Source organism: Macrococcus carouselicus (assembly GCF_004359515.1).
GTDB classification, from domain to species: Bacteria; Bacillota; Bacilli; order Staphylococcales; family Staphylococcaceae; genus Macrococcus; species Macrococcus carouselicus.
Genome location: NZ_SCWD01000001.1, coordinates 185600 through 209555, shown reverse-complemented (window position 1 = coordinate 209555; position 23956 = coordinate 185600). Strand labels below are relative to the sequence as shown.

19 protein-coding genes are annotated in these 23956 nt (G+C 48.0%); 5 read left to right on the top strand and 14 right to left on the bottom strand.

Annotated elements, in window-relative coordinates; genetic code table 11:
- Window positions 1-128 precede the first annotated feature (128 nt).
- Genes ERX40_RS01105 through opp3b form a run of 3 tightly spaced genes read right to left on the bottom strand, consistent with a single transcriptional unit; the run spans window position 129 to window position 3198 of the window.
- Window positions 129-1202 (bottom strand): ABC transporter ATP-binding protein, encoded by a 1074-nt coding sequence (locus tag ERX40_RS01105; protein ID WP_133416656.1) that lies wholly within the window; start codon window positions 1200-1202, stop codon window positions 129-131.
- A gap of 17 nt (window positions 1203-1219) precedes the next feature.
- On the bottom strand, window positions 1220-2272 hold the full coding sequence (gene opp3C / locus ERX40_RS01100; RefSeq protein WP_133416655.1) for an oligopeptide ABC transporter permease: 1053 nt from the start codon (window positions 2270-2272) through the stop codon (window positions 1220-1222).
- Window positions 2272-3198, bottom strand: a complete 927-nt coding sequence (opp3b, locus tag ERX40_RS01095; protein WP_133416654.1) for an oligopeptide ABC transporter permease — start codon at window positions 3196-3198, stop codon at window positions 2272-2274. Before opp3b ends, opp3C begins: the two co-directional genes overlap by 1 nt.
- Window positions 3199-3680: 482 nt before the next feature.
- Here opp3b and ERX40_RS01090 point away from each other — a divergent pair, with 482 nt between their 5' ends.
- Window positions 3681-4052 carry a DUF3899 domain-containing protein gene (locus ERX40_RS01090; protein WP_133416653.1) on the top strand — a complete coding sequence of 124 codons (372 nt, stop codon included), beginning with the start codon at window positions 3681-3683 and terminating at the stop codon, window positions 4050-4052.
- 42 nt (window positions 4053-4094) lie between these two features.
- Here the strand turns inward: ERX40_RS01090 and fabF are convergent, their stop codons facing one another.
- From fabF to ERX40_RS01075, 3 genes are all read right to left on the bottom strand, one after another.
- Complete coding sequence (gene fabF, locus ERX40_RS01085; RefSeq protein WP_133416652.1) at window positions 4095-5333, bottom strand: beta-ketoacyl-ACP synthase II; 1239 nt, start codon at window positions 5331-5333, stop codon at window positions 4095-4097.
- Window positions 5334-5342: 9 nt separating this feature from the next.
- Window positions 5343-6284, bottom strand: a complete 942-nt coding sequence (locus ERX40_RS01080) for a beta-ketoacyl-ACP synthase III (RefSeq protein WP_133416651.1) — start codon at window positions 6282-6284, stop codon at window positions 5343-5345.
- A 67-nt stretch (window positions 6285-6351) separates the two neighbouring features.
- Window positions 6352-7344 (bottom strand): BMP family ABC transporter substrate-binding protein, encoded by a 993-nt coding sequence (locus ERX40_RS01075; protein WP_133416650.1) that lies wholly within the window; start codon window positions 7342-7344, stop codon window positions 6352-6354.
- Between the two features lie 83 nt (window positions 7345-7427).
- Here ERX40_RS01075 and ERX40_RS01070 point away from each other — a divergent pair, with 83 nt between their 5' ends.
- The gene (locus ERX40_RS01070) at window positions 7428-7619 is read left to right on the top strand and encodes a YjzD family protein (protein ID WP_133416649.1); all 192 of its coding nucleotides are present in this window, start codon (window positions 7428-7430) and stop codon (window positions 7617-7619) included.
- A 37-nt stretch (window positions 7620-7656) separates the two neighbouring features.
- On the opposite strand, the gene clpB is transcribed toward ERX40_RS01070, so the two are convergent.
- Window positions 7657-10245 carry an ATP-dependent chaperone ClpB gene (clpB, locus tag ERX40_RS01065; protein ID WP_133416648.1) on the bottom strand — a complete coding sequence of 863 codons (2589 nt, stop codon included), beginning with the start codon at window positions 10243-10245 and terminating at the stop codon, window positions 7657-7659.
- 153 nt (window positions 10246-10398) lie between these two features.
- On the opposite strand from clpB, the gene ERX40_RS01060 reads away from it, so the two are divergent.
- Window positions 10399-10668, top strand: coding sequence for a cyclic nucleotide-binding domain-containing protein (locus ERX40_RS01060; RefSeq protein ID WP_133416647.1), 270 nt, complete (start codon window positions 10399-10401; stop codon window positions 10666-10668).
- Between the two features lie 70 nt (window positions 10669-10738).
- Here the strand turns inward: ERX40_RS01060 and ERX40_RS01055 are convergent, their stop codons facing one another.
- The gene (locus ERX40_RS01055) at window positions 10739-11047 is read right to left on the bottom strand and encodes a metal-sulfur cluster assembly factor (protein ID WP_133416646.1); all 309 of its coding nucleotides are present in this window, start codon (window positions 11045-11047) and stop codon (window positions 10739-10741) included.
- A 95-nt stretch (window positions 11048-11142) separates the two neighbouring features.
- Here ERX40_RS01055 and ERX40_RS01050 point away from each other — a divergent pair, with 95 nt between their 5' ends.
- Window positions 11143-11952: a Cof-type HAD-IIB family hydrolase gene (locus ERX40_RS01050; protein WP_133416645.1), complete on the top strand. Its 810-nt coding sequence runs from the start codon at window positions 11143-11145 to the stop codon at window positions 11950-11952.
- Between the two features lie 12 nt (window positions 11953-11964).
- Window positions 11965-13281 (top strand): CoA-disulfide reductase, encoded by a 1317-nt coding sequence (locus ERX40_RS01045; RefSeq protein ID WP_133416644.1) that lies wholly within the window; start codon window positions 11965-11967, stop codon window positions 13279-13281.
- A 40-nt stretch (window positions 13282-13321) separates the two neighbouring features.
- Here the strand turns inward: ERX40_RS01045 and ERX40_RS01040 are convergent, their stop codons facing one another.
- The 6 genes from ERX40_RS01040 to addB form a co-directional block, all read right to left on the bottom strand.
- Window positions 13322-14704: an alpha-amylase family glycosyl hydrolase gene (locus ERX40_RS01040; RefSeq protein ID WP_133416643.1), complete on the bottom strand. Its 1383-nt coding sequence runs from the start codon at window positions 14702-14704 to the stop codon at window positions 13322-13324.
- Between the two features lie 107 nt (window positions 14705-14811).
- The gene (locus tag ERX40_RS01035; RefSeq protein ID WP_133416642.1) at window positions 14812-15189 is read right to left on the bottom strand and encodes a DUF1516 family protein; all 378 of its coding nucleotides are present in this window, start codon (window positions 15187-15189) and stop codon (window positions 14812-14814) included.
- Between the two features lie 92 nt (window positions 15190-15281).
- Window positions 15282-16181, bottom strand: a complete 900-nt coding sequence (locus tag ERX40_RS01030) for a fumarylacetoacetate hydrolase family protein (protein WP_133416641.1) — start codon at window positions 16179-16181, stop codon at window positions 15282-15284.
- 44 nt (window positions 16182-16225) lie between these two features.
- Complete coding sequence (locus tag ERX40_RS01025; RefSeq protein WP_133416640.1) at window positions 16226-17131, bottom strand: hypothetical protein; 906 nt, start codon at window positions 17129-17131, stop codon at window positions 16226-16228.
- Window positions 17131-20580 (bottom strand): helicase-exonuclease AddAB subunit AddA, encoded by a 3450-nt coding sequence (gene addA, locus ERX40_RS01020; protein ID WP_133416639.1) that lies wholly within the window; start codon window positions 20578-20580, stop codon window positions 17131-17133. The genes ERX40_RS01025 and addA overlap by 1 nt, the downstream gene beginning before the upstream one ends.
- Window positions 20570-23935: a helicase-exonuclease AddAB subunit AddB gene (gene addB / locus ERX40_RS01015; protein ID WP_133416638.1), complete on the bottom strand. Its 3366-nt coding sequence runs from the start codon at window positions 23933-23935 to the stop codon at window positions 20570-20572. The genes addA and addB overlap by 11 nt, the downstream gene beginning before the upstream one ends.
- Window positions 23936-23956: the final 21 nt, after the last annotated feature.

The window sequence follows — 23956 nt, the reverse complement described above, 5'->3', positions numbered from 1 at the left end:
TAATTCGTTCTCAGTATACTGATCTGTTGTCTCTGTGATCTGAGAATCGTCAACGATTAATGGACCCTCTTCAATCGTATGCTCTTCAAAAGAATCGGGATGTTTATCTCTGTTAAGTTCTTCACGCATTAGAAGCTTACCCCCTCTACTTGTCTCGGCTGATCAAACTGACCAGGGAGATCTTTCTGCTTCAGTTTAACCATATCAGGCGGCTCTACTTTCGGTGCCTTGGGATCCATCAGCCATGATTTGACGAAATGAGTCTGAGATACCTGGTACCAAGGTGGCTCCTGTTCGAAATCAATCTGCAGTGCATAATCAGAACGACGGGCGAACGCATCACCTACCGGCGGTTTGATAAGGTCAGGCGGTGTACCTGGAATCGCTCTCAGTTCCATATCCTGTGATGTATCAAGACTCGGCATCGATGATAGAAGCCCCCATGTATAAGGATGCTTTGGGTCATAGAAGATTTCATCCACTGTGCCTGTCTCCACAATCTGTCCACCATACATAACGGCTACACGGTCAGCAACGTTCGCGACTACACCTAAATCGTGGGTGATGAAGATGATGGACGTATCAATCTTCTTCTGCAGATCTTTCATCAGCTCCAGGATCTGGGCCTGAATCGTCACATCGAGCGCTGTCGTCGGCTCATCGGCAATCAGGACTTTCGGATCACAGGCAAGTGCCGTCGCAATGACGATACGTTGACGCTGCCCCCCTGAGAACTGGTGAGGGTAGTTATTGAAGCGGCCTTCCGCATTCGGCAGTCCTACCAGTTTCAGAATATCAAGCGCCCGTGCCTTCGCATCTGCTTTCGACAGCTTCTGGTGCTTGATCAGCGGTTCCATGACCTGCTTACCGATTTTCATCGTCGGATTCAGTGAAGTCATCGGATCCTGGAAGATCATTGAAATATCTTTACCGCGGACTTTCTGCATTTCCTTCTCAGAAATTTTTGCCAGATCTTTACCGTCAAAGAGAATCTCTCCTTCTTTGATACGACTCGGTGGCGTCGGTAACAGGCGCATGATCGCTTTTGTCGTCACTGATTTACCTGACCCTGATTCGCCAACGATGGCGAGAGTCTCCGCTTTGTCTAAATGAAAGTCTACACCGCGAACGGCCTGCACTTCTCCTGCATGGATGTCGAAGGAAACTTTCAGGTTTCTCACTTCAAGAATTCTTTGTGCCATTAATATTTCCTCCTTTATTATTTACGCATTTTCGGATCGAAGGCATCACGTACACCATCACCGAATAAGTAGAAGCAAAGAATCAGCAAGCTGAGTACTGCAGATGGAATAAACATCTGGTAAGGATTAATCAGAAGCATTTTACGGCCATCATTGACGAGTGTACCAAGAGAAGCGGCTGGTGCCGGTGCACCTAAACCGATAAAGCTCAAGAAGGCTTCGAAGAAAATCGCACTTGGTACTGAGAACATCGCTGTAACGATGATAGGCCCTAATGTATTCGGTAAGATATGCTTGAAGATCAGACTCCAGTTTGTCGCACCGAGCGTCTTGGAGGCCATGACGTATTCCTGGGATTTCAGTTTCAGGAACTGACCTCGGACGATACGACTCATCCCGATCCAGCCTGTCAGTGACATCGCAAGGATAATAGTAGTGATACTTGGTCCGAAGAAGACCACAAAAAGAATCATGACGATTAAGTTAGGAATAGAAGCGATGACTTCAATGATACGCTGCATCAAGGTATCCACCCAGCCACCGAAGAAGCCGGAAATCGCACCATACGTGATACCGAAGATCACATCAAGCAAGGCAGCGATTAGACCGATCAGGATAGAAGTCTGCGTCCCTTTCCAGACCCGCGTGAACAAATCACGTCCGAGAGAATCTGTGCCGAACCAGTAGTTCGTCTTGATATTCTGCTCTTTATAGGCATCATAGCCATTTTTATCCACCCCATCAAAAGGCAGGAAACTGATATCTTTTAAAGCACCGATCTTAGGCGGTACGTTCGCATGTTCGAGGTTCTGCTCTCTGAAAGTATGACCACTGACTAAAGGTCCGATCAAAGCCATCAGCACTAAGAGAATCAGTCCGATTAAACCGAGAATAGCCGCTTTGTTACTTTTCAGCTGTAACCAGGCATCCTGCCAGAATGTTCTGCTTTTACGTTCGATTTTCTCCTCGAAAATCTCATCGCGGTTTGCAAGCCGAAACGGCTGTGAACGATTCGTCGATAATTCCTGGTCTAAATCAGCATGTGTGTATGTTTCTCTTTCGTTTACCATTAATCTTTACCTCCTTGAACACGGATACGCGGATCGATAATACCGTATAAAATATCTACAATGAATAATACTAAGATGAACAGGAAACTGATCATGATGGTTAACGCCATGATAACTGGATAGTCATTCTGCTGGATAGAACGAACGAACTGTTCACCGAGTCCAGGAATTGCGAAGATGGTTTCAATGGTTAAGGCACCTGTCAGGATACCGACCGCCATCGGGCCGATTAAGGTGATGATCGGAATCAATGCATTTCTGAGTGCATGGCCGAATAATACTTTGCTTGTGGAGTTCCCCTTTGCTTTAGCGAGCGTGATATAGTCTGAACTTAACACTTCAATCATTTCAGAGCGGATATAACGGGCAATAGTAGCGATGACCCCTGCTGATAATGCAAGTGCCGGCAGAATCGCGTATGTGATATCTTCCCAGCCTGCTGTCGGAAGAAGCTGCCACTGAACAGTGAAGTAATATTGTAAAAGTGCTGCCAGTACGAATGAAGGGACCGAGATAGCGATTACAGAGAAAACAGTCGCTAAATAATCAACCCATGTATTCTGTCTGACGGCTGCGATGATACCGAGGATGATACCAACGAGCGTACCGAAGATAAGCGCATAAGTACCGATTTCAGCAGAAGGGCCTAGTCGTGGAAGAATTAATCCCGTAACGCCGCGGTTATCATACTGGAATGAGTTACCGAAATCCCCTTGAGCGACGTTCTTCATATAATTGATGTACTGCACACCCACCGGGTCATTCAAACCATATTTCTCATTGACGATTGCTTTTTGCTCAGCAGATAATTTTTCATCATTATAAGGCGAACCTGGCATCAGTTTCATCAAGAAGAATGTTGCTGTCGTAACAATCAGCAACGTGATGATCATGTAGCCCAACCTTTTTAGAATAAACTTCAACATAAAATTTTTCCTCCTCTTTAACTTTAAACGCCACTTAACCTTAACAACATCATAACTAAATTTTTACAAAATTCATACAACTTTCAGTATTTAAGCAGAAAATAAAATAATTATTCTGACAAATCTGGCTGCGATATCCCCACTTTGTTATATGACACTCGAAAACCGATGATCTATTTCTTGCTGAACTTGATCTTGCAAAAAGCCTTAGGACAATTATAAAGATAAATTCTTACTTTTTGCAATACATTTTTTATTCAGAATTCTTATAAATATGTATAATATTATCCTTTTTTTATTGCGTTAAAGCGTTGTTGTATTGATAATTATTCATAAAATGTGTTTTTTATTATATTTCAGTTCACTAAAATCGAGTCATTCAGTCGGTTTTCTTATAGAAAAATGAGTAAATATTTATCTGTTATACAGCAGACTTATTTTACTGTACAATAAGGTCGAGTCATTCTTCAGGAGGTTTTAATATGCGTGGTAAAATTTATGGCAGTGTCCTAGCCCTTATACTGATCATCAGTACGCTCACTTTATTCGTGACTGGTTTTTCAGTGCTACATTTTCTGGATGCGCTGTTTATGTCTTCACTTTTTCTGCTCTGTGCAGGCTTACTGCTCCTTCTCTTTTCAGACGGTGCTTTCAGTATCATGGGCCATTCATTCAGACGGTTTAATTATGTCATGGCGCCGAAACGCATCAGGGAGACGATGGCAGATGATGAACTTTATACGCGTCGTGAAGTAAGAATCCGGAATGAACGATATACGATTACGCTTCCCCTTATCATGACTTCACTCGTGTGCGTGGTCACTGCTTTAATCCTTTCTTATTTACTCAAATAAAAAAACCGATTCTCTGACAGTCAGAGAATCGGTTTGTGTATTTTAAGCTTGATATTTCTTCAGGACGAGGACGGCGTTATGTCCACCGAAGCCCAGGCTGTTGGAAAGCGCGTATTCAATATCCAGCTCTATTGCCTCATTCGGAATATAGTCAAGATCGCATTCCGGATCCGGTGTGTGCTGGTGGATTGTAGGTGGCACTGTTCCTTTTTCAATGGCAAGTGCTGTCAGAATCGCTTCGATAGCTCCAGTCGCACCGAGCAGATGCCCTGTCATTGATTTTGTTGACGAGATCTTCAGGCCTTTGGCACTTGCACCGAATACGGACTTGATTGCCATTGTCTCATACAGGTCCCCGATCGGTGTGCTTGTACCGTGCGCGTTCAGATACTGAACCTGATCCGGTGTGATACCGGCATCTTTCAGTGCCATTCTCATCGTACGGGCACCCCCTTCCCCTTCAGGCGCGGGTGCGGTGATATGATGCGCGTCACCGTTGTTACCATAGCCTACAACTTCTGCGTAGATATGGGCACCGCGGCTCAGGGCGTGTTCAAGTTCCTCCAGGATAACGACACCGGCTCCTTCACCCATGATGAAACCATCGCGGCCTTCCTGGAATGGACGACATGCGTCATCCGGATTATTGTTTGTTGATAATGCTTTATTGGCGATAAAGCCTGCAATCCCCATCTTCGTGATCGGTGCCTCTGCTCCACCGGCGATCATGACATCAGCGTCGCCGTACTGGATGATACGGAATGCGTCGCCGATGCTGTTCGTTCCCGTTGCACAAGCAGTCACTGTACAGCCGTTCGGTCCTTTAGCACCAAGGTCGATTGAAATCTGTCCGGACGCCATGTCAGGAATCAGCATCGGTACGAAGAACGGACTGATACGGTTAGGTCCACGTTTCAGCATCTGATCATAGGCGTTCTCAAATGATTCCATGCCGCCGATACCCGACCCTACCCAGACACCGACGCGGTCGCTGTTGTCATCTGTAATCTCAAGTCTGCTGTCCTTCAGTGCTTCACGTGCCGCAACGATGCCATACTGCGTGAAACGGTCCATCTTACGCGCTTCTTTCTTCGGCATATGCTCTTCAATATCAAAGTTCTTCAGCTCGCCTGCGATTTTGACACTGAAATCTGTGACATCAAGTCGTGTGATGTAATCAATGCCATTTACCCCTTTTATCGCATTTTCATAAGTTGTCGCCGCATCATTTCCGAGCGGACTTAATGCACCTATACCTGTAATGACTACTCTTCTCTTCATATTATCCTCCTATTTTCCGTAAATAAGTGTAATAGCTCCGTACGTCAGTCCCCCACCGAATCCTACGAGTACAATTTTACTGCCGTCCGTGACCGTGCCTTTGTCAATTTCATGAAGCAGAGAAAGAGGGATCGATGCTGCTGATGTATTGCCGTAGCGGTCCACTGTCACGCTCATTTTATCCTTATCAATACCCAGTCTCTGGCGTGATGACTCCATAATCCGTATGTTGGCCTGATGCGGGATGAACATATCGATATCTTCGGCTCTAAGTCCCGCTTCTTCCACTGTCTTAGCAGCCATATCCCCCATAATACGTACCGCGAACTTGAAGACTTCGCGCCCATTCATCGCGAGCAGCTGGTCCGCCTTGCGGTCGAACAGATACTGGCCTCCAGAACCATCGCTGCCCAGCTGATAATCCATGATACCATGTCCCTCCGTCACTTCACCAAGTACAACAGCTGCTGCGCCGTCTCCGAACAGTATCGCTGTATTGCGATCTGTCATGTCCGCTATCTTCGTCAGCTTCTCTGCCCCGATGACCAGCACATGGCGGCAGGCGCCTGTCAGGATGAACTGCTGTGCAGTGACCATAGAATAGATGAACCCTGTGCAGGCAGCCAGCTGATCCATCGCCGGAATGTTTCTGAGTCCGAGACGTTCCTGCAGCTGACAGGCCACTGATGGGAACTTATGGTCACCTGTCGCAGTCGCGACCAGAATCATATCGATATCCTCTTTTCTGAGTCCTGAATCCTTTATTGCCCGTTCCGCCGCTATGAATGCAAGGTCACTTGTATCCTGGTCATCCGCTGCGAAGCGCCGTTCCTTTATTCCTGTCATTTTTGTTATCCATTCATCTGAAGTCTCCAGAAAGGCTTCAAAATCCTTGTTCGTCATGCGCTTTTCCGGCACATAGCCGCCGATTCCTCTGATTCCTATATTCAAAAGCTTACACCTTCTTATAACCTATTATTATAACCAGGTACTAATTTATCATAAATGGGCATTCTTTTCAATCTTGATGGTATGCATCATATTTTCGGGGTGGGAACTCCCCGTTCGGCAGACGGTTCGTCTCCTTATAGGTCTTGAAGTCCTGAGTCAGCTTCTCTCTGAAGGCCGCGTCCAGTCTGTTCGATAATTTACCCATGCCAAGCAGCTCTTCCTTGACGCCCCAGCGAATCGTGCCGCCTTTCAGTTTTCCTTCAGTAAAAAGGTCCGCCACTTTCAGATAAGCATCAGCAATCTTGACCTCCGTCGAGATCAGCACCTGCGGACCGTAATTGCTCTGGTCACTGATAAAGCCGGTGACATTGATGTCATTGTCCCTGGCATATGACATGATATCTGCATTGATGCCATCACCTGCCGGGAAGAGGACATCCACTTTTTTCTTGCTGATCATATCTTCCGCCATATCAGGTCCTCTGCTGTCATAGCTGAAGGTTCTGACATACTGCTGATGAATACTGATGTCTTTACTGGTGAAACGCGCACCGTCAATAAATCCTCTGATCTCCGGCTGCGTCGGGAACGAGCCGATGATACCGATATGTCCTGTCTCAGAGGCGCGGGCAGCTGCCATTCCGCTGAAGTAGCCCATGGAATAGGCGTCTATCTTGATGATCGTGACATTCTTTGCCCTTGATTCACCGTTAAAGATGACAAACTCAATATGGGGATACTGAGGGGCTATCTCATTGAAGACATCTGAGAATTCAGCACCCTGTCCGACCAGCAGCTGTACATTGCGGTCGGCCATCTTTTTGACTGCTGTCTTCATATCTTTCTCCGTATTGATATTCTGCTCGTAGAAAAAGGCTGTGTCATAGGTCTGGGCAATATCCAGCATGCCTTTGTAGCCCTCAGTCCCCCAGGTCTGATCATACATCGAATCAGGAAAAAGGAAACCGATACTGGTCAGTTCATGTCGGGGTCTGTTCATAAAAAACACGCCAGCCAGCACCAGCAGAATAAGTGCAGCGACTAGACTCAATTTTTTCATATCTCACCTCTTCATGTAAGGGTATACTTTTTTTATCAACTCTTCTATAATGAACAGTATATCAATTATTGGGGGATTATTACATGCATTATATTATGACCTTTGTATGGGCATTTATCCTCGTCCATATGATCAACTTCGTTCTGATGAGTTTAGGCGGCGGCACTGACCTTAACCTGATGACAGCGAACATCATGGCTGTTGTGTTCGGTATGCTTGCACTCATCATCTCAGCGCTCATTCCTGATGACCCGGTTCCGACTGACCATCATTAAAAAACACGGTAGCCTTCCGCTACCGTGTTTTTCTGTATTATAGAAGTTTCATATCTACTTTACCGTCTGTCATCGTCACGTGAATCTCCGCGCCTTCCTCGAGATTATTCCGCAGAAGCAGGCGTGCAAGGGGTGTCTCAATATGGCGCTGAACAAAACGTTTCAGTGGACGCGCACCGAATTCAGGTTCATAAGCTTCCTCTGCCACCCACTCTTTCACTGACTGATCGACCGTGACGGACATATGCTGATCCATCAGTCTGCGATTCAGCTGATCGACAATCTTGTCGACGATATAGGTCATATCGTCTGCGCTCAGCGGCTTGAAGAGGACGATATCATCCATACGGTTCAGAATCTCAGGTTTGAAGTAGCTGTGCAGCGCTGTATCAACCGCAGCACGCGCCTCCTCAGTGATTTCACCCTTCTCAATACCATTCAGGAGAGACTGTGAGCCGATGTTGCTTGTCATGATGATGATCGTGTTCTTGAAGTCGACACTGCGTCCTTTCGAGTCAGTCAGTCGACCTTCGTCAAGCAGCTGGAGCAGCACATTGAAGACATCACTATGCGCTTTCTCTACCTCATCCAGCAGAATCACGGAATACGGCTGTCGACGGACCGCTTCAGTCAGCTGACCGCCTTCCTCATAACCGACATAACCTGGAGGGGCACCAATCAGACGTGCCACTGCATGTTTCTCCATATATTCACTCATATCGATGCGGATCATATGTTTCTCTGAATCAAACATCGTGCTGGCCAGTGCTTTTGCAAGTTCTGTCTTACCGACTCCGGTCGGTCCCAGGAACAGGAAGCTGCCGATTGGCCGGTTCGGATCCTTGATGCCGGCACGCGCGCGAACGACGGCATCCGCTACAAGGTCGACTGCCTCGTCCTGACCGACGACGCGTTCGTGCAGAATATCAGAGAGTTTAAGCAGCTTCTCTTTTTCAGTTTCAACAAGCTTGCTGACCGGAATACCCGTCCATTGTGAGACAATATAGCCGATTTCCTCATCGGTGACCACTTCACGGATCAGACGGTCTGTCCCTTTCGTCTCTTCCTGGAAGTCATCCTCCAGCTGTGCGAGTTCTTTTTCGATCTCAGGAATCTTGCCGTACTGAAGTTCTGATGCTTTCGCAAGGTCATAGTTGTTCTGCGCTTCCTCAAGCTGCGTCCGATACTGATCCAGTTCAAAACGTTTCTCCTGGACGACCTGAATCTGTGATTTTTCTTTATCGACTTTCGCCGCTAACATCTGCTGTTTCTCTTTTTCGTCTGCAAGTTCCTTCTGCAGTTCTTCCAGACGCTGACGGCTCGCGCTGTCTTCTTCGTTCTTCAAGGCTTTCTCCTCGATTTCGAGCTGCAGCACGCGACGATTGACCGCGTCCAGCTCAGTCGGATTGGACCCCATCTCTGTCCGGATTGTTGCGCAGGCCTGGTCGACCAGATCAATCGCTTTGTCCGGCAGGAAACGGTCTGTGATATAGCGGTCAGACAGTTCCGCTGCTGCGACCAGTGCTCTATCCTGGATGCGGACACCATGATACACTTCGTAACGTTCTTTCAGACCACGAAGAATAGAGACTGTATCCTCCACATCGGGTTCAGTGACAAGCACTTTCTGGAAACGGCGCTCAAGCGCTGAGTCCTTCTCGATATACTGACGATATTCATTCAACGTCGTCGCACCGATACAGTGGAGTTCGCCCCGGGCAAGCATCGGCTTCAGCATATTGCCGGCATCCATCGCGCCTTCAGTCTTACCGGCTCCGACCATCATATGAATCTCATCGATGAAAAGAATGATGTCACCATCACTTTCCTTCACTTCTTTCAGGACGGCTTTCAGACGTTCTTCAAACTCCCCGCGGAATTTAGCGCCTGCAACAAGCGCACTCAAGTCAAGTTCGAAGATGGTTTTCCCGAGCAGTGAATCCGGTACATCCTTACGCACGATACGCTGCGCCAGTCCTTCGACGATAGCGGTCTTACCGACACCGGGTTCACCGATCAGGATCGGGTTATTCTTTGTTTTGCGGCTTAAGATCCGGATGGCATTACGGACTTCTTCGTCACGGCCGATAACGGGATCCATCTTACCGTTGCGAACCTCTTCTACTAAGTCACGGCCATATTTTTTAAGGACTTCATATTGTACTTCCGGGTTCTGTGATGTCACGTGGTTTCCTCCTCTGATTTGTGTGATGACTTCCTTGATGACGTCAGCTTTGTTGCCGACAAAGTCGCGTGTTACAGGATGCTGGACGACCGCTGCCAGAATCAGGTGCTCGACAGACAGATAGTCATCTGACATTTCCGCCTGAATCTTATCCGCCTGCTGCATCAGCTGATTCAGTCCGTTGCTCAAGTACTGACCATACTGCATGTTATCGCCGCTGACTGTCGGCATAGCTGCCAGCTTCTCTTCAAGCTTCGTTCTATAGACCTTGATATCAAGGTTGGCACGCTCGAACACCGTCGACAGCATGCTGTCAGGATTCTCTGTGAAGTGGAGCATCACGCTTTCCGGCTCAATCGCCTGCATTTTGCGCTCAATCGCATCATTCTGGGCCACTTCAATGGCTGTCTGAACATTGTAAGTCATTTTATCTGCATTCATGTCATTCACCTCATTAACTATTTGACTATATTTGACCTTTAACATTATTATATAACCGTTTTAGTGAACTGCCAAACATCATGCTTGAGATTGATGACCAAAAGTGAAACTATGACATAGAGGACGCCTTAAGACCATTTTCAGTGTGTTATAATGGTGAAAAGTGAGCGGATGCTATGGCTGCAGAACGAGAATGATAAGAATGACTATAAGATGCGTGACCTTTTGACGCTCGGTAAAAAAGGTGCACTTTACTCCATACTGATTCGGCTGAGTCATACTTACGGCGTCCATTCAGCAGAAGGTGTCCTGCTGAATGTGGAGATGACCAACAATGACCTCCCTAACCTGTGCGGCACGACCCGGGAAGGTGTCAACCGGCTATCGTCAAGGTTACTCTGTCTGGAACTCGCACTCTACTAATCAGCGCGCTTAAACCGAAAAAACCGCAGTGTCCTCAATAAGGATGCTGCGGTTTTATTCTATCTGAATCTTAGCTGACACCTAATGCGATTTTTGCGTAGCGGCTCATCATGTCTTTACTCCATGGTGGATTCCAGACGATGTTCACTTCTACACCTTTCACTTCAGGGAGTTCGCCGAGTGCTGTTTTAACCTGGTCAATGATCTGCGGTCCCATCGGACAGCCCATTGATGTTAATGTCATATCGACTGTGACGATCCCGTCCTCGTCCATCTCCACGTGGTAGACAAGCCCTAAGTTGACGATGTCGATTCCAAGTTCAGGGTCGATGACATTTTCAAGTGCGCCGAGGATACTGTCTTTCATTGCTTCTTCCATTCTGTTCACTCCTTCCGTCTCTTGATTCTACTATAACAAATTCGTTAACTCACGCCAATTAAATGATATGATACCTATAGAAAGGATTGACCTCAATGACAGACAAACATTTAATCTGCCTCGATCTCGATGGCACATTACTGACAGATGATAAAACCATTTCATCTTTTACGAAACAGATCTTAACTCAGCTTAAACAGGACGGACATGAGGTGATAATCTCGACAGGCCGGCCTTACCGCGCAAGTGAAATCTATTACCAGGAACTCGGTCTGGATGCACCTATCATCAACTTCAACGGTGCGTTTATCCATCATCCGAGTGATGATACTTTTAAAGCTGTACATACCCCGCTTGACCTCAACATCGCCCGTGATATTTTCCGGCAGGTCGAGAATCTCAATATCCAGAATATCATCGCCGAAGTGAAGGATCACGTCTACTTCCATTATCATGATGAACTGCTGTTCCAAGGCTTCAATATGGGAGACCCGGTCGTTAAAAGCGGCGATCTGAGCATCAGTCTCCAGGAAGGACCGACGAGTATTCTGATACAGGCTGAGGAAGAATACGTACCTGCTATACGTGAACATCTAAGTGCAGTCTATGCTGAACAGATTGAGCATCGCCGCTGGGGCGCTCCTTATCCGGTTATCGAGCTCGTCCGTAAAGATATCAATAAAGCGGTCGGTATTCAGTACGTCTCGGAATATCTGGACATCAAACAGAAGAATATCATTGCCTTCGGAGACGAGGATAATGATTTTGAAATGATCGAATACGCCGGTATAGGTGTCGCGATGGACAATGCCATCCAGGCCTTGAAGGAAAAAGCGGACGTGATGACGCTGTCGAACAACGATGACGGTATCGGTGTATTCTTAGCCGATTACTTTAACCTGTAAGGAGTGAATGCTATGAAAATCATTGTGGTCGGCGCAGTTGCCGGTGGTGCGACAGTCGCTTCTCAAGTAAGACGTGTGCTGCCGGATGCCGAGATCATCGTCTACGAGAAGAGTCGCGATATGAGTTTCGCGAACTGTGGTCTGCCCTATTATCTGGGGAATATCATCGAAAGCCGGAATCACCTGGTGCAGGCTTCCGCAGCGTCGTTCAAGGAGAAGAAAGATATCAGCGTCAAACTCTATCACGAAGTGACGGCAGTCGATACAGCAGCGAAAACCGTGACGGTGCTGGACCATCTGACCGGTCAGACGTCAACTGACAGTTATGACAAACTGATACTCAGTCCCGGCGGCAGGGCGGTCAGACTGCCCCAGCTGACGGACTCTGACATCACATTTCCTGTGCGCACGCTTGAAGATACGGACATCATCGAACAGCATATCGAGAAAAAGGAAGTCAAGAATGCGCTGATCATCGGTGCCGGTTATATCAGTATCGAGATGATCGAGAATCTGAAGAACCGTGGACTGAATATCACGCTCCTCCATCGCAGTGAACAACTGCTGAAGACAATGGATGCCCAGTTCCTGCCGCACTTGACAAAACTGCTGACAGATCATGAAATCCGGCTGCAGCTGAATGATGAAGTGGACACGATTGACAACGGGACTGTGACTTTTAAATCGGGCCTGACCGGTCAGTATGAACTCATCATTGAAGCCGTCGGTATCACTCCGAATACAGAGTTCCTGAAGAACAGCAGCATCGAACTGAACGATAAAGGCTATATTAAGACAGATCATTATTTCGGTACGACAGCTGAAGATGTCTACGCACTCGGTGACGCCATCGAAACATTCTACCGTCATACCGGCGACCGGACGACGGTCGCCCTTGCCTGGGGTGCTCATCGCGCCGCAAGTCTGATCGCAGAACATCTTGCCGGAGAGAAACAGGCATTCCAGGGTCTCCTCGGCACGAATATCCTCCGTCTCTTCGATCATGCGATTGCAAGCGTCGGTATCAGCGAGGCGGAAGTGAGGAACTACGACGCACTGCAGGTCACATTTGATCAATACCCGACCGCGAGATATATGCCGCAGTCTCATCCGATGCACGTCTCAGTCTACTACCGCAGGGACAACCGGCAGATTCTGCGCGCCTGCTTCTTCGGCAAGCAGGGTGTTGATAAACGCGTTGACGTCATCGCAACCGCCATGATGAACAACATGACTGTCGATGACCTGAAGGATATCGAGATCGCTTATGCCCCTCCCTTCTCCTCACCGAAAGATATCATCAATATGATCGGTTACCGTGCAGAATAAAGTAAAGGCACCCTGATAAAAGATCAGCGGTGCCTTTACTTTATTTATTTCGTTTTGACCTTCTTGATGCGATCAGGATGAACAGCGTGAACAGGATGATGATGCCGACTGAAGCAAAGACATATCCCATATTGAGCCCTCTATCGTCGACAAGCGCATAAAGTTCCGCTTCCTCGCGGTTTGTGATCAGATTAAACTTGCCGTCTTTTTCGTGTATGGCATCCCCGATAAGTAGACCGCTCAACATCTTCCCTTGCGGCACGACATCTTCTCCGAGTTCGACTCTTGTCGATTTGCTTGTATTATTCAGGTTATAGACAAAGTCGACTTTATTCGTGTCATAATGGATGACCTGATTGCCGTGATTGTTCATCAGAACATGCATCTTACCATCGAACATTTCACGGTACTTATCAAAGACACCAGAAGTCGCCTTCAGATAATCCGCCACTTCTTTATCCGTTCTGAAGTCAAGCAGCTGGTGCATCTCAGGCATCTGAGCCCCGTTCATCGCAATCTCAGTGCCATAAGTCATGCTGATCGGCTGCTGCTGACTGAGCAGATAGCTCATTAAGAGCTTGATGCGCGTGCCCGGGAACATATTCTCATCTGCGGCATATTTAGTGAAGCGCTGCATGAAGAAATTATCCGCTGCCAGCAGTTCATGCTGCTCGAACTGCTCCGGCAGCTGCTGGTCTGTATTCTTGAAGCCGTTCGCAAGCTTCAGCGTCGTCTCCTCTTTCTGGATATAATCGAAGTTCTTCGCCTGATTGCCTTTATTCAGGATAGCGATATTCATCGGCATATCCGGCATGATTTTTGCGGCATCCAGGTTGTTCTGGAGGGCATACACCGACAGCCCGTCTACATCATACTTCTCGGTGAAGGCCATCATCTTCTCTTCATACCGGCGCTGGTTTTCTGCGTCCTGCAGGTCAATGATCGGTGTGTCACCGTAATATTTCTGCTGCAGCTCATTCATCGTCGTTGTTTCTGCAGGTGTGAATTCTTCTGTCGCAACCATCGGCATATCGACAATGATCTTCATATCTTTCGCATGTACTTTTCTGATCAGCTCCCTGAAGACTTTGTCACCACCGTATACATCGTCAATCTGATCATACGAGCTGATTTTATAGCCGAGATAATCGTTCTCTTCATGCTTAAAAACAGGCGAGATATGGATAATATTAAAGCCCATATCCTTGATGTAATCGAGCTTGGACTCTATCCCCTGAAAATCTCCGCCATATGGCAGCTTGTCATTATGCTCATTGATAATATGTGCATTATTCTTCTCCGTGCCGTTCATGAACCGGTCCACGACCAGACTGTATATTCTAGGCTGCGGTCTGACGTCAGCCTGCGCGACCGGTGCCGCCAGCATGAGCGACGTCATTAAAAGTAATATTATTTTTCTCATCAGTATCCCTCTATTCGCTTAATACTTTAAATTATACTTGAAGAGGGCCATATTGTGGCTTATTTCATAAAAAGTTCATAAGAAAAAGCTGATTCCGAAGAATCAGCTTAGTTGAACATGGCTGTAAGAGGGCCCATAGGTAACCAGATACCCATACCGATCGTCAGTAATGCGAATAAAATAACTAAGAAGAAGAAATTACGAGAAGACTTTTTCTTTTTCTTTTTAGCCAACGTCATCTCCATAAGACCGATGGTGATCAGGCCCAGTAAAAATTTGACCCCATACTGTGCTGCCATGTCGCCGCCCATTGTCTGGAAAAAGACCACTGCGCCGCTGATCAGTGTCAGTAACATGAATAATCTGAGCAGCATATGAAGCGGCGTGAAATAAGGGCTCGGTCCCTGGCGGTCAGAGAAATTCTCATAAGCTGCGAAGAACAGAATAATTGCTAAAATCCAGCTTAAAATATGCAAGTGTAACATATATATCCTCCTTTCACGTAGTTTATTATCAGTTTAACATAATTAAGACGAAAAAAAAGAAAAGAGCGGATGGCTCTTTTCTGTTCTTATCCTTATTCTCCGATAGTATTCACCAGCGTACCGATGCCATCGATAGAAACCTTGACCTCATCCCCTGTCTTCAGGAAGACTGGCGGCTTTAGACCTGCACCTACTCCGCTCGGCGTACCTGTCGCGATGATATCACCTGGATGCAGTGCGACATATTTAGAGACTTCAGCGATCAAGTCATCAATCTTCAGCAGCATATCTGATGTGCTGCCGTCCTGACGGATCTCATTGTTGACTTTTGTGACGATACTGACGTTTTCAGGTGTCGGCAGTTCGTCTTTTGTCACGATATAAGGCCCCATCGGACAGCCACCGATCAGACTCTTGCTGAGGAATGCCTGCAGGTGTTCCTTCTGCAGGTCACGCGCTGTGATATCATTGACGATGGTATAGCCGTAGACGTAATCAAGCGCGAGACCTTTCGGTATCTTATGGCCGTATTTACCGATGACAATACCCAGTTCACCTTCATAATCGAGCTGAGACGTCACATCGGCGTGTAATGGAATCTCATTGCCGTCACCGATCAGACTGGATGGTGCTTTCGTGAAGACATAGAGACGGTTCACTTCATTGTTGAGTTCTTCTGCATGCTCTTTATAGTTACGTCCGACTGCGATGACGTTGTTCGTCGGTGTCACCGGCGGCAGAAATTTAATGTCCTTGAAGGGTGCTTTGTACGAATCTTTATCATCACTTTTCTCCGCTTCAGCCACTACTTGACGGACCGCTTCCTGGAAGTCAATCTGGGCGTTCTGCTGCAGACCTTCCAGCAATGTCTGCGGATAGTCACCTGAACCGAATGCCGCAAAGATGGCAGGCAGCATCCACGCTGCTTCCTCACGTTTTACTTTGACGCCATATGTTGCCTTACCTTGATATTCAAATGAAAGAAATTTCATCTCGGTCACTCCTTCTGCGTTTGCTTTACATTATACAGAATATTTTAATAATTAGCATGTTTTTTATGTGATGACACAAAATAGATGATAATCACACTGATCACTATGACAGCCGCACGCAGCAGCACCTGGTCAATTGACAGATTCCTGTAGTCTCCGAAGCCGACACCTGTAAACGTAATAAGCTGCAGCAAGGAACTGAATGCTAAGACAGGAATCACCGTGAACTTCGCTGTGCCTCTCAGCATGAGATAAAGGCTGATGCCCTGCAGCAGTCCGCCCAGCATCATCAATAAGCTGAAGACCAGTACAGATTCAGAATGCGTGACAAATGTCTTCAGGATGACCCCTGCTGAAAACAGCATGATGGCTGTCATATACCGGTAAGGCACCTGGTTCAGATCGATCAGCAGAAGCGGCAGCACAATAAATAGCGCAGTGGCCATTATCCAGATATAGCCTGATGTCAGACCGGTCTGAATGTAGCTCATATAATCATTTGACTGATAGAGCGTCACCACTTCCTGAAAATGAGCAGCAGCCATAAAGGTCTCTGCCGGGAAGTACAGAATCAGCAGCGGGACAGCGATCAGGAAAATACCTACAGCGAACAGCAGATAGCCCGCCCAGCTCTTCCTGATAAAATGCGCAAGCAGTAAACCGGTGCCGAGTGCCAGGATATAGCCGTCTGAACTGAGCAGCCATTTATCTGAGAGACCGATGAGCAGGATAAGCAGAATCGTTCTGAGCGACAGCTCTTCACGGTGCAGCATAAGCGGAATAATCACCTGTCCGACTCCGAATGTCAGAAACGTCACCAGCAGAAAAATTGATAGCTCGGGCTGTTCGAAATAATCAGTCGGCACTGTCAGCCGGTAGGGGTGCGCATAACGGATACTACTCTCTATAATGAGCGCAGTCAGTGCGAGTAGCAGTAATATATATTTCATCATTCAACCTCTAATTCCTTGTAATCGAAGAAATACAGGTATCCTTTTACAGGCTGACCCAGCATTTCTTCCAGTGCCTTCCTGTAATATTTCATCTGGACGGCATATCTTGAACGTGCTTCCAGGGCGGCATCATGAACTGTGCCGCCGCGTCGTGCAATCAGACGGTCCGTCTTGAAGTCGACGAAATAATACCGGTCATTATACAGATAGACACAGTCAATCATCCCCTGCACAAGCGGTTCCACAGTGGAGTCAGTGAATGATTCATCCACCAGATAGGTCTTGCCGATAACGAACGGCAGCTCTGTGTAGCGTTCCTTTGCCTGCGACATCTCCTGATAGAGCTCAGATTCAGAGAAGCGGATCAGTGCGTTTCGATTCAGCACGGTCGTATCTTCTGCTGAGATGATTTTCTGAGCGATAAGATGCGCCAGCAGACGCTCTATATCGTCAGGCGTCTTCACGTTGCCGTCATACGGGAAGTGCTGCATCACGGTATGCATCAGTGTACCGCGTTCAGCAGCTGTCTTTTTCACTTCTGACATGAACTTCGGTCGTTCGAATGTCTCCCGCTGCAGCTGATACTGATTGACGAGCGTCCATGTCGTCGCGTCGTCATCCACCTCCGTCTGACGCTTGATATCGGAAACAGATTCCTTCGTCGGCAGCTTGTTCAGCTCCGTGTAAGGATAGTGATAGTCCGCTCGCTCAACGAGCCAGTCTGGTGACTGCGCCTGGACCTTCACTTCTTCCCCTGCTGCTGCAGCTGTCATCGGTTCGATTTCTCTGATAATATGTGTATCCAGCACATCTGCTGCCACAATCAGTTCCAGTGGTTTTGAAGCAGCGAGACGAAAAGCAGCGTCCCGCACATCCGCCTGCTGCCATTTCTCCAGTTCTTTAACGGTCGCTGAACCGACGAGGATGAGCTGTTCTTTGGCACGGGTGAAGGCCACATACATCAGACGCATCGATTCCGAGATACTCTCCCGTCGTCCTTCTTTCTTGAAGTACTGACTGAGGAGTGTCGGATATGAAAAGTGATTGAGCTGATCATAGTAAGTGATCGCAACGCCAAGCTTCTGGTTCGGCAGCACAGCACCCGTCAGGTCACGCAGATTGAACTGCTTGCCGAGTTCTGCATAGATGACGTACGGGAACTCCAGTCCTTTACTTGAGTGGATGGTCATTATTCTTACGACGTCCGCTTCCTCTGACAGAATATTGACTTCACCGAAATCCTTGTTCTTCTCGAGCATATTGTCGATGTATCTGATGAACTGAAAGAGTCCCCGGTAGCTTGAGCGTTCGAAGTCCTCAGCCTTCGACAGCAGACCAAGCAGGTTCGCCCGGCGCTGGCCGCCTCCTGGCAGAAGCGAGAATTTCTCCACGATGTAGAGCTCATCGTAAAGTGTTTCAAGCAGCTGTCTGACACTGATCGTACGCGCAATATTACGGTAGGTGTCCAGTGCCTCCAGGAACTGCTGGATCTTCCGGGTGAGCGGCGTGCGGTAATTCTCTGTATAGTCCAGCATATCCTGATAGAAGTATTTGTCTGACTGCCGAATATCAACAAGCTCCTCTTCATCAAACTGATAGAGCAGAGAACGCAGTACGCCGACCAGATGATTATCCTGCAGCGGATTGTCGATGATACGGAGTAAGCTGATGATCGTTCTGATTTCATCTGTCTCAAAGTAACCGGTACGGCTGTTGACGTGAAACGGGATGCCATATTTCTTGAAGACGAGCTGGTGGCTGCTCGTGTCGGAGACCTGGCGCTGAAGAATGACGATATCGCGGTATGTCGCCGGGCGATAGACCCCTTTGTCATATACCTGACCGTTTGTCACAATCGACTTGATCTTAGCCGCTATCCATTCACTTTCCATATGGTCAGATGCTTCATCCTTGACGAGAATATTCAGCTCTGTCGCATGCGGCGCATCATCAAAATCAGCCCCGAAGTAAAGCTGCTGACGTTCGTCGTAGTCGACTTCTCCGACTGACTCATCCATGATCTCGCGGAAGACTTTATTTGTATCCTCAATGACTTCCTGTCTTGAACGGAAATTACGGGACAGATCGATAACCTGGCCGATATCACCGTCAAAACGTCTGTATTTATCGATGAAGAGACCGGGCTCCGCCTGACGGAACTTATAGATGGACTGCTTGACATCTCCCACCATGAAGAGATGTTCGTGATTGATACTCTGCAGAATACGTTCCTGTACTCGGTTCGTATCCTGATACTCATCGACCAGAATCTCATTATATTTATCGCGCAGACTGAGGGCGATCGGTGTCGGATCACCGTCATTGAGCAGGATATCAAGTGCGAGATGCTCATAATCACTGAAGTCAAGGATTTTACGTTCACGCTTATTCCTCGTGAATGTCTCGATGACTTCAGTCGTCAGCTGGCCGAGCAGCTCCATCTCATCCGCCATCGTCTTCAAGTCAGCGATCAGGTCATCAGGCGGCGCAAAGAAGTAATCAGACTGCAGATTCATGAGTATATCCTTCGCCTGAAGGTACTGGGCCTTGATTCGTTCTTCAGATTCAGAATCGAGGCGCATGTCTTCCATCTCCTTCTTGAACCTGAAAGTCGGCGTCGACCATTTTTCAAGCGCTGATAGATGATGGTAGAGTGATTCGAAGTCACCGGAAATCTGTTCGAGCCTTGCAATATAGGCCTCGGCCTTCAAGTACTGCTTCTCGTAGACCGGGCTGTCCAGTTCAGCAGTCGCCTCCCGGAAGAGCTCCAGTGCGCGTTCTATCTCTTCTATGACCCTCTGCCGCATCGTCTCGATGATCGGATGGTCCAGCGTGACATTTCTATAGAGGTCAGGCAGTTCTGCCAGCCATTTCCGTGGTTCAGGGTTCGCGACAGCGAAGTAATACAGCTTCTGAACCGTCTCGCGAAGTGCCTGGTCATTGCGGTCATTTGACAGATGCAGATTGGTCCGCAGAAAACTGTCGGTCGGTGCCTGGTAGTATTTCTCCATCACTTCATCCAGTGACTGCATCAGAAGAAGCGCTCCTTCTTCGTCGCTTGCCGTTCTGAAGGCAGGATCCAGGTCAATCGTATAGTAGTACTGCTCGATAAGATTCAGACAGAACCGGTGCAATGTCGAAATCTCAGCCGCATGAATCTTCACCAGCTGCTCCTTCAGATGATCAGTGGGATGATTCACGACCTCTCGTTTAATGGCCTGATGAATACGCTCCTTCATTTCCTTGGCGCTGGCATTGGTGAACGTCACGACCAGCAGTTCATCGAGTGCCACATTATCATGGACGATCTTCTGAATGATACGTTCGACAAGAACAGCTGTCTTACCGCTGCCCGCCGCCGCAGCGACCAGAATATCACTGCCCTGTGCGGTGATTGCCTGCCACTGCGCATCCGTCCACTGTGTGTCTATTGGTTTAGTCCTCATCTGTCTCCTCCTTCAGCAGTGCTTTGACATCTATCTTTTCGTCCACTCGTCTGATATCACCTGCATTGATGACCGGGTCGATATGGCAAGTTGAACTGAAGGCACAGAACGTGCACGGCAGCTGCTTATTGAATTCAAGCGGCGCTACTTTTGTTCCGCCGTCCATGATGGCGCTCGCCGTATTGATATAGTTGCTCCGGTTGATGTCAATCAGGCCTTCAATCTCCCGCTTCGTCAGACGTCTGGAGCGGCTGTCGAACACACCTTTTGCGGTCAGGTTGACCGGGATGACCCCTGACTTCGTCCCTGCTTCAAGTCCGGTATCGAGCTTCCGGGCAATCTCAAGATCGTCCAGCACGAAGCCCTTAAGACGGTAGGCCTCAAAATAAGCCTGATCATGTTCCAGCGTCTCTTCGCGCGTGCCATAACGCAGGAATGGCTGCTGCACATGGAAATAGAGCATGGCTGCAGGATCAAGTGGGCGCGCTGACAGCTTGTCAGCATTCTGCAGTACCACATCCATATAGGTGAGCATCTGCATCTGCTTACCGTAATAAACCTCGCTCAGCTTCAGGTCATGCTCTGATGACTTATAGTCGATGATGCTGACATAATCCTTGTCGGTACCCTGCAGCAGGTCGATGCGGTCGATCTGACCTCTGATGGAGATCGGTATCCCCTGCTTCGTATAGATTCTGGCAGCTTCAAACTGATGGTTATTCACCGGGTCTGCTGTGAAGTTCTGTTCAAAGCGTGCCATGCGGAACGCTGAACGGGACTGCTGCGTCTGAATAACCGCCAGCGTTTCAGTCAGGATGTTTGAGATACGCTCAATCATATACTGGTAATAGGCTGTTGAAAACAGCACCTGATACTGCACATCAGGCACCAGCCGCTCCAGTGTCACTTTGACATATCGTTCGATATCCTTTTTATTCATTGTAACGATGGAGTCCTTTATTTCCTCGGAAATAATCTTCAGCGCATGGTGGAAGATATTACCGAGCTCAAAATGCTGGAACTCGAATGGCTGTCTGATATTCAGTTTAAGACCATGCTCCGCAAAATGTTTGAACGGACAGTTGTTATAAGTCTCAAATCTCGAGACACTGGCCTTGATTTCGTGGCCGTAGATCTTCTGCGAACGGCTGTCATTCAGCTGGACGGTCTCATTGCGATAATCTTTCAGACTCATGATGTCCCGGAACACCGCAAACTGGCTCAACCAGTCGATGACATACTGCCACTCAGGCGCGTCCTGCTGTTCAACTGCATGACTGACGCCGACTGCAATGGTCTCAATCAGCGCTTCAGGAGAATTCTGCTCAGAGAGCCGCTGGACAGTCAGGTCTGGGAAGATCGCTTGCAGCTGGTTCAGGTAACTTGACGGCTGACGGCCATTTCCGCCTTCATCCATCAGACTGTAAGTGATATGCAGTTCTTCTGACGCATTTGTCAGCACCTGATAGGCAACGAAGCTTTCATCCATTGTTAGAGCGATGCTGGACGGTGCCAGTCTGACGTCTGAGACATTTTCGACCATCGCTTTGTCCTGGTCGCTGATCAGCGCGTTATCCTTGTTCGCCCGCGGCAGTACATCCTCATTGAAGCCGACCACAAAGACACATGGTATATTCTCAATACGTGCGAGATCCATATTCAGCAGCTGCACTTCGTCAAGCGCCTGGGGAATGCCTGAGAACTCGAGAGTGGACAGCCCTACATCAAGCATCTCCTTCATCGTCTGGAAATCCGTGACCTGGTTCTCCATCATCTCGACAAGTTCATCGAGCAGATTGATGATACCCATATAGACCTGCTCATTTTTCAGCGCCTCATGATTCAGTCCCTGTTTGACGAGCCTGTCTTTCTCTGCCATAAGGTAGTCAGGAATCTTCATGGCAGTCAGAAATTCGTACAGTGTCATCGCGAATTCCCGCGCTGTTGTCACATCCTGAATGTTAATCAGTTCTGTGAGCACCGGCGTGATATACGTTCTGAACTGGTTCATTCTGAGCCATTCCTCTTCACCGTATGGTTTCCGCTTATCATAGAAGAAACGTGAATCCTCAAGCCAGCGGTTAAATGACAGGCCGCGTTCTATCACCGTGTTCTCCAGCATATCAATCAGCAGCTGATCATGCTGCATATCGAAGCGACGGGATAACAGACCCGTCTTCAGCGCTCTGAACAAATGCTCCGTCTGCCACGGCTGGCTGATGAAGTCAAGCAGCGAACGAATCAGTTCAACAGCCGGATGATGAATCATCTGTTCCTTGCTGTCAGTATAGTACGGCACATGGTACTTGGCGAAATATTCCTTGAACAGACTGATATAGCTGTCATCACGATAGAGGACAGCTGTATCCACATAACGGTATTGGTTCAGCCGCGCCTGACGATGTATCGTTCTGACGACGTGTTCGACCTCCTTACGCATGCTCTCCGCTTCACTGACTGTGACGCCTGCTGCTTCACCGGTCCCGGGCAGCAGCGCATCGAACTGACGTTCAATCAGTGCGAGACTTGAATTTCTGAAGCGTGCTGAATCCGCCAGCTGCTGCACGGAGACCTCCACGCCGGCACCGTTCAGTGTCTCCATCAGTAAGTCATAGGTCTCCCGTGTCTTACGGAATGTTTCATTCGTCTCGGTCAGATCGACAGTCAGTGTCATCGTCATGGACTTTGCATGACGGGCCAGCTGCTGAATGACCTGATATTCAAGCGTTGTGAAGTTATGGAAGCCATCGATATAAATATCGGCGTGCCGGATAGATGCTGCATGCGGGATACGGTCATACAGAAAATGCAGAATATCCTCCGACTGCGTATAATGACCGGCCAGACTTTTCTCAAGCAGGTCATAGATGAGCGCAATATCGTGGAGTTTATGCTGCGTGCGTACCGGCAGAGTACCATCAGCACTTAAAATCTGAAGTGTCTCAGCATCGACACCGTACTTCTTGAAGTCTTTGATGGCTTCTGTCACCTTCTGGCTGAAGCCGTAATACCGTGCAGATGAGCGGAAGAGCTGGAGGTTATCCTGCTGTTCTTTTAAGATCATATGCACCAGCATCTCAATCCCCGATCCAGAGATCATCTCCTCAGACAGCCCGCCCTCCTCGCTCATGATGCGCCATGCGAGACGGTCGAAACCATAGATGGAGGCACGGAGACTCCCCTTGATTTCAGGATCTCTTGCCAGCTGCTGCTCGAAAGTGAACGTACTCTGCTTAGGGGTGATGACAATAATCGGGTCACCGAGCGGAAGCGCTCTGATCTCCTCTTTAATGGATGTCATGATGTGATAGGTCTTACCGCTGCCGCGTCTGCCCAGTAATAGTTTGACTGACATATTATCCTCCTTATCAAAAAA

Excerpts from the sequence above, each read along its gene's own strand:
- ERX40_RS01105 (WP_133416656.1), bottom strand. The coding sequence starts at position 1,202 with ATGGCACAAAGAATTCTTGAAGTGAGAAACCTGAAAGTTTCCTTCGAC.
- opp3C (WP_133416655.1), bottom strand. The coding sequence starts at position 2,272 with ATGGTAAACGAAAGAGAAACATACACACATGCTGATTTAGACCAGGAA.
- opp3b (WP_133416654.1), bottom strand. The coding sequence starts at position 3,198 with ATGTTGAAGTTTATTCTAAAAAGGTTGGGCTACATGATCATCACGTTG.
- ERX40_RS01090 (WP_133416653.1), top strand. The coding sequence starts at position 3,681 with ATGCGTGGTAAAATTTATGGCAGTGTCCTAGCCCTTATACTGATCATC.
- fabF (WP_133416652.1), bottom strand. The coding sequence starts at position 5,333 with ATGAAGAGAAGAGTAGTCATTACAGGTATAGGTGCATTAAGTCCGCTC.
- ERX40_RS01075 (WP_133416650.1), bottom strand. The coding sequence starts at position 7,344 with ATGAAAAAATTGAGTCTAGTCGCTGCACTTATTCTGCTGGTGCTGGCT.
- ERX40_RS01070 (WP_133416649.1), top strand. The coding sequence starts at position 7,428 with ATGCATTATATTATGACCTTTGTATGGGCATTTATCCTCGTCCATATG.
- clpB (WP_133416648.1), bottom strand. The coding sequence starts at position 10,245 with ATGAATGCAGATAAAATGACTTACAATGTTCAGACAGCCATTGAAGTG.
- ERX40_RS01060 (WP_133416647.1), top strand. The coding sequence starts at position 10,399 with ATGGTGAAAAGTGAGCGGATGCTATGGCTGCAGAACGAGAATGATAAG.
- ERX40_RS01055 (WP_133416646.1), bottom strand. The coding sequence starts at position 11,047 with ATGGAAGAAGCAATGAAAGACAGTATCCTCGGCGCACTTGAAAATGTC.
- ERX40_RS01050 (WP_133416645.1), top strand. The coding sequence starts at position 11,143 with ATGACAGACAAACATTTAATCTGCCTCGATCTCGATGGCACATTACTG.
- ERX40_RS01045 (WP_133416644.1), top strand. The coding sequence starts at position 11,965 with ATGAAAATCATTGTGGTCGGCGCAGTTGCCGGTGGTGCGACAGTCGCT.
- ERX40_RS01040 (WP_133416643.1), bottom strand. The coding sequence starts at position 14,704 with ATGAGAAAAATAATATTACTTTTAATGACGTCGCTCATGCTGGCGGCA.
- ERX40_RS01035 (WP_133416642.1), bottom strand. The coding sequence starts at position 15,189 with ATGTTACACTTGCATATTTTAAGCTGGATTTTAGCAATTATTCTGTTC.
- ERX40_RS01030 (WP_133416641.1), bottom strand. The coding sequence starts at position 16,181 with ATGAAATTTCTTTCATTTGAATATCAAGGTAAGGCAACATATGGCGTC.
- ERX40_RS01025 (WP_133416640.1), bottom strand. The coding sequence starts at position 17,131 with ATGAAATATATATTACTGCTACTCGCACTGACTGCGCTCATTATAGAG.
- addA (WP_133416639.1), bottom strand. The coding sequence starts at position 20,580 with ATGAGGACTAAACCAATAGACACACAGTGGACGGATGCGCAGTGGCAG.
- addB (WP_133416638.1), bottom strand. The coding sequence starts at position 23,935 with ATGTCAGTCAAACTATTACTGGGCAGACGCGGCAGCGGTAAGACCTAT.